This window comes from Psychrobacter sp. PG1 (assembly GCF_014897815.1).
In the GTDB taxonomy this organism is placed as follows: domain Bacteria; phylum Pseudomonadota; class Gammaproteobacteria; order Pseudomonadales; family Moraxellaceae; genus Psychrobacter.
On sequence record NZ_JABUZG010000046.1, the window covers coordinates 38,234 to 50,814 of the forward strand.

A 12,581-nucleotide genomic window follows, 5' to 3' on the forward strand; every position below is an offset into this window, starting at 1 on the left:
GGCTGGTTTTTTCCATTCTTGTGAACGTTTGCACTCATAGCTTTATATATTTTACGCGCATTTTATGACTGCTAAAAAACAGATTTTTTAGCAGTTATATTGGTTTATAGCTGATACTTTATGAATCGTAAGTTCAACGTGTGTGCATAGTAGATGAGGTTATAATCAATTCAAAATAGCTAAGAGGAGTCGGCTATGGTAAAAATTCGTGAAGGATTACCGCTGGTGGATGGACAGACCACCCAAGCCGATAGTGCAGCACTTGCCGCTCAACTGGTCGCGAGCCAACGCTCGCACCAGTCTGCCAATAGCTATGCCCAAATCCCCCTCGATATCAAATACCAGCTGTCCACTCATAAGCTACACACCACTTTTGATCGCTCAGCACTACATGCCTTTCATAGTCATGATCCAAAGCTTGAAAACGAATATTCTGATAACCCGCTTTTAGATAAAAATAATGCTCTGTCAGATAAAGAGCTCGAAGCGATTGATTTAGATCAAGTCAATATTGATGTTCCTACTTGGTTAGACAACGTCGCCAAACGTATCGGACAAGAGTCTGTACCACACTTGAGTGCTGCTTGTGAATTTATTCGCAGTCATATGAATACCAGCGAGTCTGAGCGTTCAGGCGCTTATGTCACTGGTATTGGCATGACAGACATATTGACCTATCTCTACCAAGACGAAGACGCTCTTGTGGCTGCAATGCTCTATCGTAGTGCGCGAAAATCAATCATAAGCCTCGCTGATATCGAGAAAAAATTCGGTGCAGACATATCGACCCTCGTCAAAGATACCTTGGCAATGGGTAAGCTGTCTGAGATTATTGAAAGCAATAAGCGTCTAGAAGATCACTTCGTAAACAATCAGCGCGACCAGCTATCTAATATTTATAGCATGCTAATCTCCGTCACCAATGATGTACGTGTCGTGCTTATCAAATTGGCTGAGCGTACTTTCGCCATGCGCGAATTGACCTTTTCTAATGAAGAGCGTCAGAATCGGGTGGCGCGTGAAGTCATGACCATTTATGCACCACTGGCGCATCGCTTGGGCATCGCGCAACTTAAATGGGAGCTAGAAGACTTAGCCTTTCGCTACCTTGCGCCTGAACGCTATAAAGAGATTGCCAAACTGCTCTCCGAAAAACGCAGCGAACGCGAGTCCTATATTCAGCGCGTACAAGATAAGCTCAATGAAGCACTAGCAGAGGCTAATATCGAAGGTGAAGTCTCTGGACGTGTTAAGCATATCTACTCTATCTACCGAAAAATGAAGCTCAAAGGCTTATCGTTTGATCAGCTTTATGACATTCGCGCGCTGCGAGTATTGGTCACCAATCCATCAGACTGTTACCACGTGCTTGGATTGGTACATGGCTTGTGGCGATATATTCCAGAACAATTCGATGACTATATTACCAACCCCAAGTCCAATGGTTATCGCTCACTACATACGGCAGTCATTGCTGAAAACAAGTCACTGGAAGTGCAAATTCGTACTCATGAAATGCACTTCGAAGCTGAGCTTGGTATGTGTGCTCATGTTAACTACAAAGAAGGTCTAAAGAATAAAAAAGACAATTATCTTAATCAAAGAATCAGCTCGCTGCGCCAACTGTTATCTATCAATAATGAAACCCGTAACCAACCGCGCTCATCTTTACTAACTGGTGAAGAAATAGAGGGTATGGAGTTTGACGAAGAAGAGCAACTCGTTGACTTTGACGAGCTCGAACGCATCTATATCTTTAGCCGTGATGGTGACATTACTGAACTGCCAAAAGGGGCGACCGTTCTTGATTTTGCTTATTATGTACATACACAAGTTGGTAATCGTGCCCAAGCTGCGCGAGTCAATCAGCGCTATGTACCATTAACCTATCAACTCAAAACGGGTGAACAAGTTGAAATTATCACCAAAGCATCACGTGAGCCCAACCGTGATTGGCTAGTTGCTTCACTTGGATACATTCATACCAACCGTGCACGTTCAAAATTGCGTCAATGGTTCAATAAGCAAGACCGTGATAAAAACATTGAAATTGGTCGTCAAATGCTCAGTAAAGAGCTTGAACGACTATCGGTACATCCCAATAGCATCGATTTAAACGACTATATTCAGCATTTCCATGTCAATACGACTGATGATATTATCGTTGGATTGGTCACAGGCGACATTGGTCTCAACCAACTCACCAGCCACATCTCTCGTCAGCTACATCTAGAACCTGAAAGACCGCCAGAAAATTTTGCGCCAAGTATAGATGCTAGAGAGGCAGGCAAAATTGATGCTTATAAAATTCGTATCGATGGGCTGGATAATATAGAAATCAATCTAGCAGGCTGTTGCCACCCTGTGCATGGTGAGCCAATTGCTGGTTACATTACCTTATCACGAGGTGTCAGTGTCCATAATCGTGGTTGCCCTGAATATTCACGCTTGATTGAACGCGATCCTGAGCGCGAAATAGAGGCTTCGTGGCGGGTACAAGCTGGTCGTTATCAACCGGTTGATATTCACGTAGAAGCCTATGATAGACGCGGACTGTTGCGTGACTTGACGCAAATTATTGATAAAGAAAATGTCAATATTCGTCAAGTTGAAACGCTTAGTAATGATGATAACATTGCCTTTTTAAAATTTCATATTGAAGTCTCAGGATTGGCACACCTATCTAAGCTTTTAGCGAAACTAGAGCAACAGCATGGTATCTTGCATGCTCGCCGCGCCGTCGCTTAGATATAAACTCACAAAGTACGTCCACTGAATCATAAGGTTATTATAAAAATATCATGCCTGAACTGCCTGAAGTAGAAACAACCAAAACCAGCCTTGCACCGTTATTAGGGCAACGCATTATCGATATAAAAGTTTTCCAGCCAAAGCTGCGTTGGGCGATGCCAGATGATTTAGATAGCTTGATTGATTACATGCTAGATAGCGTTGAGCGCCGCGCAAAATATTTAATTCTTAACTTTTTACCTTTATTACCCAATGATGATAGCGCTGCGGCTCAAACTGCTACGTTAGTACCGCGTCAACTTTTGGTTCATTTAGGCATGTCGGGCAGCCTGCAACAGCAGAGCTACGGTACTGAAAAGCGCAAGCATGATCATCTCATCATTGTTTTTAAGGGCGTTAATAATACAAAATCCCAACTACATTACTATGACCCAAGACGTTTTGGGTCAGTGCTATGGCACAAAGATTATAGTGCTAAGCTATTAGATCATTTAGGTCCTGAGCCATTATCAGATGAATTTACTGCAGACTACCTGTATCAATTGATTCAACGGTCAAACTTGCTTGATCACAGTGCTGATACTGTAGCAATTGGCAAAGCCAAATCAAAGAAGCAGCCCATTGCTCGCGCTATAAAATCAGTCATCATGGAACAACAGGTCGTCGTGGGTGTCGGTAATATCTATGCAACTGAAAGCCTATATTTATCAGCTATTCATCCAGCCACCCCCGCTCACCAACTGTCCTATGCTCAGATGATTATTTTGGTCGATCATATTAAAGTTATTCTACAAAAGGCGATAGCGCTTGGTGGTTCGACACTGCGAGACTTCACCGTAGCAGATGGTCAAACCGGTTACTTCCAGCAGACATTAAATGTCTATGGTAGACAAGGAGAAACTTGTCCGCATTGTGATGCTGTGCTTGAGAATATCAAAATTAATGGTCGCGCCAGTGTATTCTGTCCCAACTGTCAGCCAATCCTTTAAATATTATCTGAAACTATCACTATCTGTTTCGCCTTAAGTACCAGAATAACTTAGGTATCAAGTCGTATAATATAGCAGCACAATACTCTTGACTAAGTGTCCTATTATTTTGCACTAATATCATTATATCGCGCGCCATTTTTGTTGCTTATTGACACACATATTGCTTTAATAGTATGAGCACTTACATAAATAGTGCATAATGTTTATATATCTGTAATATATTTAGCCTACTTACCGTTGCGCATTGTTTATATAGGGAAATTGTCTCTGTGTGGAAATAGCAGCAGCTAATAATCATACCAATTATGAATTTTAGGACATCGTTATGACTGTTAAAGCCAAAAACCAACGCACAGTTAAGCAAAAAGCCTTTACTATAGCCGCAAGCTTAAGTTTAATGGCTGCTACTATGCAGCCTGCCTTGGCAGCCATAGAAATTGATGAGACAGACTTTGGGCCTTCTTATGAGACAATGGTGGTTGATACTGTAGTGGGTAAACCTTTACAACTGGTCAGTGCCGTTGCTGGTACTGCCGCCTACCTAGTTAGTCTACCCTTCTCGCTTATCGGTGGTAATGCGGATCAGGCGCAGCAGAAACTTTTTGTTGAACCTTGGGATGCGATGGGACGTTGTTTAGGTTGTACTGTGGCTGAAGACAACTATTACAAATCACAAGTGACTAATGATAATGTTGTCCGTATTGTCGTTGATCAACCATCTGAGATTTTGATTAATACCAACGATTATGTCGTAGTTACACCATAGTCTTTATATTAACAGCTGGTTAAATGATACAACTGCGCTAAAGACAATGCATTTATAAAATATCCATAAAAAAGGCTAACGTCGTGTTAGCCTTTTTTGTGTTTTTAATCAAATCACCATATTTTATTTTGAAACAGTGTTGTTACTTAACTTAGCACTAATCTCACGAAGCAATTGCACCTCTTCTGAAGGTTGTTTTACCAACTCTTGCACTTCTTCTTTACGACGCATTTTATTAACCATTCTAACCATCATAAAAATAATAAATGCTAAAATTAAGAAATTAATCAGTACAGTAATGAAACTGCCATAGGCTAATACAGGAACGCCAGCTGCTTTGAGAGCATCATAGGTCATGGCAACACCTTCAGGCGCATCACCCAACACTAAGAACATGTTTTTGAAATTGATTTCGCCACCTGCTATGAAGGCCACTATTGGCATAATAATGTCTTCAACTAAGGACGTTGTGATAGTAGCAAATGCTCCACCGATAATGACACCGACCGCTAAGTCCATCACATTACCTTTTAGAGCGAATTCTTTAAACTCAGAAACCATACTCATTATTTTCTCCTCAAAATACCAATCTATAATCGAATAAGTATCTCAACAGTCGACCCAATCTTGAGCCTTAAGAGTAATAGTAAGAAACACTACTACTGTCAGTTATTCTGTCTATATTCTATGGAAATTACAACCAAAAAAAGCAGCATAGAATGAACCATATTTAGTTCACTCTACACTGCTAATTATTCAGTTATCTTGATGCCCATTAGTAAATAACAACAGCATCAAATGCTTCTATAAAATATCAGTCCAATAAATTACTCAGTAATTCATGGCTTAATATTAAGCACTTTTTTTACCACGGCCGTGACGCTTACGCTCACTTTCAGTCAAATAGCGCTTACGTAGACGAATCGCCTTAGGTGTTACTTCAACCAATTCATCATCTTGAATGAATTCAAGCGCTTGCTCAAGTGTGAACTTGACTGCTGGAGTCAACGTCAATGCTTCATCAGTACCACTCGCACGAACGTTGGTTAACTGCTTAGCAGTCGTTGGATTAACAGCCATATCATCGTTACGTGAGTTAAGACCAACGATCATACCTTCGTAAACTTCAAGCTGTGGCTCAGCAAACAATTTACCGCGTTTTTGTAGGTTAAATAGCGCGAAACCTAAGCAAACACCCTTCGCCATAGAAACCAAAACACCGTTCGAGCGACCACCAACATCACCGATCTTTTGTGGACCGTAATGTGAGAAGCTTGACGTCATGATACCTGTACCTGAAGTCAACGTTAAGAATTCAGAACGGAAACCAATCAAACCACGGGCAGGCATCGTCGCTTCGATACGCATACGACCTTTACCATCAAGCTCCATATTGGTCATCTCGCCTTTACGCAAGCCAACCTGCTCCATGATAGAACCTTGATGCTCATCTTCAATATCAAAAACAACGTTTTCATACGGCTCTTGTAATTTACCATCAACTTCTTTAACGATAACTTCTGGGCCTGAAACACCCATCTCAAAACCTTCACGGCGCATGTTTTCGATCAATACAGATAGATGCAGCTCACCGCGACCTGATACTTTGAATTTATCAGGAGATTCTGTATCTTCTACACGTAATGCTACGTTATGAATCAATTCACGCTCAAGACGCTCACGGATATTACGCGAGGTCACAAACTTGCCATCACGACCAGCAAAAGGTGAGTTATTTACTTGGAAGTTCATTGAAACGGTAGGTTCATCAACCGTTAATGCTGGTAATGCTTCGACAGCACTAGGATCACAAATCGTATCTGAGATATTAAGCGAATCAATACCAGTAATACAAACGATGTCACCAGCTTGTGCATCTTCAACATCAATACGATCAAGACCATGATAACCCATAATTTTCAAAATACGGCCATTACGGGTATTGCCGTTTTTGTCGATTACAGTCACTTGAGTATTGGTTTTAACTTTACCACGCTGAATACGACCAATGCCGATAACGCCAACAAAACTGTTGTAATCAAGGCTTGAGATTTGCATACGGAAAGGTGCGTCAGCATCAACTTGAGGAGGCTGAACCACATCAACAATTGTTTTGAAAAGCGGTGTCATGTCATCAGCCAAATCGTCAGCTTCCAAACCTGCAATACCATTCAATGCTGAGGCATAAACAACTGGGAAATCAAGCTGTTCATCAGTTGCACCCAAGTTATCAAAAAGATCAAAGATTTGATCCATTACCCAGTCAGGGCGTGAGCCAGGACGGTCAATTTTATTGATGACAACGATAGGTTTTAGACCTTGCTCGAACGCTTTTTGCGTCACAAAACGGGTCTGTGGCATTGGGCCATCAACCGCATCAACGACTAGAAGCACGCAGTCAACCATAGACATTACACGCTCAACTTCACCACCAAAGTCGGCGTGACCTGGGGTGTCAACAATGTTGATACGATATTCAGTATCATCAGTCTTATCTGTCCAGCGGATGGCTGTATTTTTAGCCAAAATGGTAATACCACGTTCTTGCTCAATATCGCCTGAATCCATTGCACGTTCAGCAATGTTTGCACGGTCGCCAAAAGTACCAGACTGATGTAATAACTTATCAACCAAAGTTGTTTTACCGTGGTCAACGTGGGCAATAATTGCAATGTTACGCAGGTGTTTGATATCGTTCGCCATATAAAATGCTCGTTTCGTCTTAAAAAAATGCAGTAGCAATAAGCGCCGCTGGATAAACTTTTATCATCAACCAGATAGATATTGAGTACTTACTTTTAGAAGACTGCACAATAGATGCGGTTAATCAAATAATTTCAATATAATCAAGTATCTACACTGATAAATTCATCATACAGATAGCTATGCTAATGTACATTCTGTCAATTTACAGAATGTTTGGGCAGCTAGTATAACATTATTGCTTCACAAATTTATGTAATAACTTGCTTTTCTCAATCCATAAATAAAAAAAAGCCACCCATTAGGTGACTTTTTTTGTAACTATATATTTAGTAAAACAATTGATCTAATACTATTTACTGAACAACCATATCTTTAGTTTGTTCAACAGTCATTGTTTTGTCACCAGTGATGATGGCATAAACACGACGGTTCATAGCACGACCTTCTTCAGTGTCGTTTGGAGCGATTGGTTGGTCATAACCATAGCCAACTGTTGATATACGGTTTGGAGCAATACCGAATTCGTTAGTCAACATAGATTTAACAGCAACGGCACGGGCTTCAGATAAACGTTGGTTATAACGTGCTGAAGGACCAGTTTTAGAAGCATGACCTTCGATACGTGCTGTAGAGTTAGGATACTCGCGCATCTTCTCTGCTACTTTAGCGATTTCAGGTTGATACTGTGATTTGATCGTTGATTTATCGTTATCAAAGAATACACGTAGTTCCATTTTCAGCTCATCAGTAATATCTACTGGTACTGGGCAACCGCGCTCATCTACTACGACATTCATAGGAGTGCCTGGGCATGCATCGATGCTATCAGGTACGCCATCGCCATCAGAATCAAGATCAGATTCAACTACGACTACTGGAGTAGTATCGATAACTGGCTCTTGCATTGGTGGTACTGCTACTGTAGGAGCTAAATGGCCACCAAGTACAACTTCTAGACCGGCCAAAGCCATGCCTTCCCACCAGTTGTTATCAAAGTTATGAATCGCACGAGCTTCACCACGTAGGCTTAAAGCGTCGTTGATACGATACATAGCACCTAGACCTAGGTTACCAATAGTATCTTTAGACTCTGCAACTTCAGTACCAGCAGTAGTAGGATTCGTCTCACCAGTTTTAGTGTAAGTTTCTTGGTTTTCTACTTTAATCTTAGATTGACCAGCACCAACCAATACATATGGCTTGAATGCGCTATCAGTATAACCAGTAAATTCTTCAGTACCGATTAAGAAGTTACCAGAAAGCATGGTTTGTTCTACGTCAAAGCGGTTAACACCAGCTTTTGCAGAATCTTCAGAAGCTTCGCCGTTTGCATTTGATACACCATACTCTACTTGGAACTGAGTAGAAGGAGTTAGTTCGATACCTAGTGCAGCACCAGTGTATAAGCTGCTTTCTTTAGCTACGCCACCATTGTCATTACCACGACCATCAGCATTAGCCATAGGGTCGCCATTGACATTCTCATACAAATTTTTACCAGTTTTCAAAATTTCGCGTTGCTCGTCATGAGCTTCGCCAGTGTAATGATAACCTAGTAACAATGGGCTAATAGTTACGCCAGCATTAGCTGCTAAAGGTGCAGCTGCTACAGCAACCAGAGCTAGAGCAATTTTATTCAATTTCATGGACTTCCTCCAAAGGATAATTTGAGTGATGCATTAAGCAAAACCGCTTCTCAAGATGCTCTAAAATAGACATCTTTTACGAATTTTAAGTGACAAAGCAAAACCAATTAAGGAGTAGCTTAGCGATTATCAATTCAGTTTACAACTTTTTTCGTTAACGAGCTACACATTATTACACGATAATGTCGTAACTAAAACACAATAACCAGCTTAAGTTACCTAGAACTAACACACCTTACGCTTTTTATCTTTTGTATGTCAGTTCACAATAGATAGTAAACCTAACAGTATCTATTGTCTGGGCGTATTTTAGTACAGTTAGTATTTTTTCTCTATTATTAAAACCAGTCATTCACTAATTGAAACATTTTTTGACAGTAGACATATATTCTGTTTATATTATAGCACTCAACATTATTTCATACATCATAAATCTGATCATTACTGCAAAATTTCACGAGCATATTGGCTCGATTTTACGCAATGATTGGATTGAATAACATTTAAAGAAGCGAGACTGTTTTATTGAACTAAACTACTTATTATAGGTAACAAGCCTCATGGCATTGCTGCATAAAACATTATCAAGTTATAAAAAGCTCTCAGCATTTATGTTATGGGTTTTTACTTCAAATAAGCACAGGCTAGCTCAAAGCCGATTGATTCTTTATGTATATCAAAGATATATAGTATCTCTCTATAAAAGAGCACCTAATACAAACAATAGAACAGACCCAAGCACTGTTAATAGAAATAACAAGGGTTTTACGCTGGTTGAACTTATCGTCACTGTATGTGTATTAGCAATTATAGTGATGATCGTAGCCCCAGTCATACGAACACAATTAGCACGTATGGAAGCCAAACGGATTCAAAGTCAGTTAGAGAATTCTCTTGCCTTAGCCAAGGCTGAGAGTTACATCAGAAGACAGAATGTCATTGTTTGCTTATCTGATACTGGAGGGCGCTGCCATAGAGACAGCGATAAGACGCTTTTGTTATTCATAGATAAAAATGACAATAATCACTTTGATGCTCAGGTAGATTCATTAGTCGTTCAGCAGTCTTTAAATCCTAAATACAGTAAGCTAAGTTTACGAGTTGGAAGTCGACGCCACTACACCAAATTTTGGGGTGATAGTGGTAAACCACGAGGACATTTTGGTCATATAAAATACTGTCCCATCGTTGCTTATAATGAAGCAATGTATCTAATATCATTTAACCAAGGAGGTATTATTAAACAAAAACTTAATGAAGATCATCCCACCGAATGTGACGAATAAGAAATTACTAATGGCATAAGTTACCACTCACATAAATTACCAATGATATTTTTTGATAGCTCTATATACATTGCTTCTTTCATCATAATGACGGCCTGCTCGAGTCCTACAAATACAGCGTCTGCAATGAATGCATGACCAATATTCAACTCATAAATACCCTCAATTTGTGCGATAGCATTCACATTATCACGTGTCAGACCATGACCTGCATTAATTAAGAGGTTATTATCACTGCGTCGAGCAGTAGCAACAGCTTGCTTAATTCGTTTCAGCTCAGTATTTTGCATGTTCATATCGGCTACCAAGCTTGCCTCAGCATAAGCGCCTGTATGTAAATAATAGCATCAGCGCCGCCTTCTTGCACCAAAGAGCGGTGGCTAAAGGACTTAGATAACTAACCCCACTCACTTAACGTAAAGTTGCTACGTGATCAATGTTTACACCTAATATAGGTTTTTGCAAAGGGTTGTTAGATGAAGGTAATGAAGCAGTGGTCATAAGATTTTTTTTGATAACGAAACCCAATCGACTGATCAACGGTACAAGAATATGAAACTTTAGACAGTCTCAGCACCAATCAGATTGGTTATAGCACTTTGAGAGTAGCACTATTATTTATTGGTAACGCTGTTGCTGCTGCCATAGTAGGCGGCTTTGCAATGGTTGATAATCCAGTAAATGGTCAATAAGCTGTCGATGGATTTTTGACCAATTATTTAAGGTTTTGTCAGTAATACCTAACTGCGTCATTGCGATAATATCAGTACCTTTAAAAAAAAATTGCCCCATAGTATTGTCTAAATGCTCAGTCTGTATATCATTCTGCAAGACAGGCACTAAACCAACATCAGGTAAAAAACGATAAGAATCGTCAGGCTGAATGATGTTTTCAATACTATCGTGCGTCAATATTAAGCTAAAACCCAACTCATTGAATAAATGCTGCTCAAATTGGCGCAAGCACAACCGTAATTCGTTGGCGCTCAAAGGTCGTCTAAGCTGAGACAGACTGTCCTGGTAATGTAGCCATAATACTAGCATTGGGTCTTCGGTCGACAACAACCGCCATAGTATTTCGTTTAAATACAACGCTGCATATTGATGTTGACCTGTAATATTTTCGTAGGGCAGTGTTTCTACAACAGTGGCAATGCCATCATCTTTTGCTATGCCTATTTGAGTTGTGTGTTGCGATGCAATACTGATCTGACTAAACGTTTTTAAATCGCGTTTACCAGTGGCAAAGAGCTGCAATGGCATGAACAATGGCGCGCCTTTTTTCCCAATACCATGGATCACGCCATGTTGCTGAGAAAAAAGATAATATAAGGCACGCTTTTCTTGATAAGGACGCTGATGCAATAAATAACCGATTAACGCTTCATTGCGCATTTTTTATCACCTCAGCATCAAAACCATAGAAAAGTGATTCAAGCGCTATTCTTCAATCAATATCCTAAGCTAGTCAATGCACGTTCGTCATCAGACCAGCCACGTTTCACTTTCACCCACAGTGTCAGCATGATTTTTTTATCAAACAACTGCTCCATATCTTTACGAGCATCCATACCCACTTGCTTAATACGCTGACCTTTATCACCAATTACAATGGCTTTTTGACCACTACGTTCAACATAAATAGTCGCATCGATGAAAGTACAAGCCTTACGTGGACGCCCTGTCTTTGGATCGGTGTGCGCAGGCTCATCTTTGAACCCATCAATCTGTACAGTTAAGTCATATGGCACTTCGTCACCAGCGCTACGCATGATTTTTTCGCGGATAATTTCACTGGCCAAAAATCGTTCTGAGCGGTCAGTAATTTGCTCGGTATCATAGATAGGAGCAGCAATAGGCAGGTGTGAAGCAATCACTTCTTGTAGACGATCTAGGTTTTGGTTTTTTAAGGCAGATACTGGTACGATATCGGCAAAATCAAAACTGTCATTAAACGTCTCAATCAACGGCAACACGCTGCCTTTATCTTTTAAGGTATCAGATTTGTTAATAACCAATACCACATTTAAATTGGTGTCGCCAAGCTTTTGTAGAACTAACAAATCATCATCACGCCATTGATCTGAATCAACAACGAATAATACCAAATCAACATCTACTAATGCAGATACCGCAGCTTTATTCATACGCTCATTAATAGCACGTACTTCATTGCGATGAATACCCGGCGTGTCAACGAATACTGCCTGCATCTCATGATTTGACAAAATACCGTGGATACGGTGACGAGTCGTTTGCGGCTTACGTGATGTAATAGACAGCTTTTGACCCAATAAGTGATTCATCAAAGTCGATTTACCAACGTTTGGACGTCCAACGATCGCGACATAACCTGCTTTAAAATCATCAGCAATACCTGCATGGCTACTAGGGGCAAAGAATTCTTCAATTGCCATATCGTTGTCTAAAGTAA

At 40.3% G+C, this 12,581-nt stretch carries 9 protein-coding genes and 1 pseudogene; 4 read left to right on the forward strand and 6 right to left on the reverse strand.

The genetic code is table 11. The features are described from left to right. The first annotated feature begins 195 nt into the window (after positions 1-195). The 3 genes from INT03_RS03790 (at position 196) to INT03_RS03800 (ending at position 4,509) form a co-directional block, all read left to right on the forward strand. On the forward strand, positions 196-2,748 hold the full coding sequence (locus INT03_RS03790; RefSeq protein ID WP_045453697.1) for a RelA/SpoT family protein: 2,553 nt from the start codon (positions 196-198) through the stop codon (positions 2,746-2,748). A gap of 53 nt (positions 2,749-2,801) precedes the next feature. After that, positions 2,802-3,740, forward strand: a complete 939-nt coding sequence (mutM, locus tag INT03_RS03795; RefSeq protein WP_193007709.1) for a bifunctional DNA-formamidopyrimidine glycosylase/DNA-(apurinic or apyrimidinic site) lyase — start codon at positions 2,802-2,804, stop codon at positions 3,738-3,740. 328 nt (positions 3,741-4,068) lie between these two features. Beyond that, positions 4,069-4,509, forward strand: a complete 441-nt coding sequence (locus INT03_RS03800; RefSeq protein WP_193007710.1) for a hypothetical protein — start codon at positions 4,069-4,071, stop codon at positions 4,507-4,509. A 123-nt stretch (positions 4,510-4,632) separates the two neighbouring features. Here the strand turns inward: INT03_RS03800 and mscL are convergent, their stop codons facing one another. The 3 genes from mscL to INT03_RS03815 all read right to left on the reverse strand — a co-directional run bounded on the left by mscL (position 4,633) and on the right by INT03_RS03815 (position 8,861). Further along, on the reverse strand, positions 4,633-5,076 hold the full coding sequence (gene mscL / locus INT03_RS03805; RefSeq protein WP_193007711.1) for a large conductance mechanosensitive channel protein MscL: 444 nt from the start codon (positions 5,074-5,076) through the stop codon (positions 4,633-4,635). Between the two features lie 285 nt (positions 5,077-5,361). Continuing rightward, positions 5,362-7,212, reverse strand: coding sequence for a translational GTPase TypA (gene typA / locus INT03_RS03810; RefSeq protein WP_193007712.1), 1,851 nt, complete (start codon positions 7,210-7,212; stop codon positions 5,362-5,364). Between the two features lie 356 nt (positions 7,213-7,568). Then, positions 7,569-8,861, reverse strand: coding sequence for an OmpA family protein (locus INT03_RS03815; protein WP_193007713.1), 1,293 nt, complete (start codon positions 8,859-8,861; stop codon positions 7,569-7,571). A 560-nt stretch (positions 8,862-9,421) separates the two neighbouring features. Between INT03_RS03815 and INT03_RS03820 the strand changes: the two genes are divergently transcribed. Then, the gene (locus tag INT03_RS03820; RefSeq protein ID WP_226950226.1) at positions 9,422-10,147 is read left to right on the forward strand and encodes a prepilin-type N-terminal cleavage/methylation domain-containing protein; all 726 of its coding nucleotides are present in this window, start codon (positions 9,422-9,424) and stop codon (positions 10,145-10,147) included. Positions 10,148-10,167: 20 nt separating this feature from the next. Here the strand turns inward: INT03_RS03820 and INT03_RS03825 are convergent. The 3 genes and pseudogenes from INT03_RS03825 to era all read right to left on the reverse strand — a co-directional run. After that, positions 10,168-10,485, reverse strand: a pseudogene (locus INT03_RS03825) (pyridoxine 5'-phosphate synthase); the annotation flags it as partial. A gap of 280 nt (positions 10,486-10,765) precedes the next feature. Then, positions 10,766-11,542, reverse strand: coding sequence for a DNA repair protein RecO (gene recO / locus INT03_RS03830; RefSeq protein WP_193007714.1), 777 nt, complete (start codon positions 11,540-11,542; stop codon positions 10,766-10,768). A 56-nt stretch (positions 11,543-11,598) separates the two neighbouring features. Continuing rightward, positions 11,599-12,564: a GTPase Era gene (gene era / locus INT03_RS03835; protein WP_045443844.1), complete on the reverse strand. Its 966-nt coding sequence runs from the start codon at positions 12,562-12,564 to the stop codon at positions 11,599-11,601. Positions 12,565-12,581 lie beyond the last annotated feature (17 nt).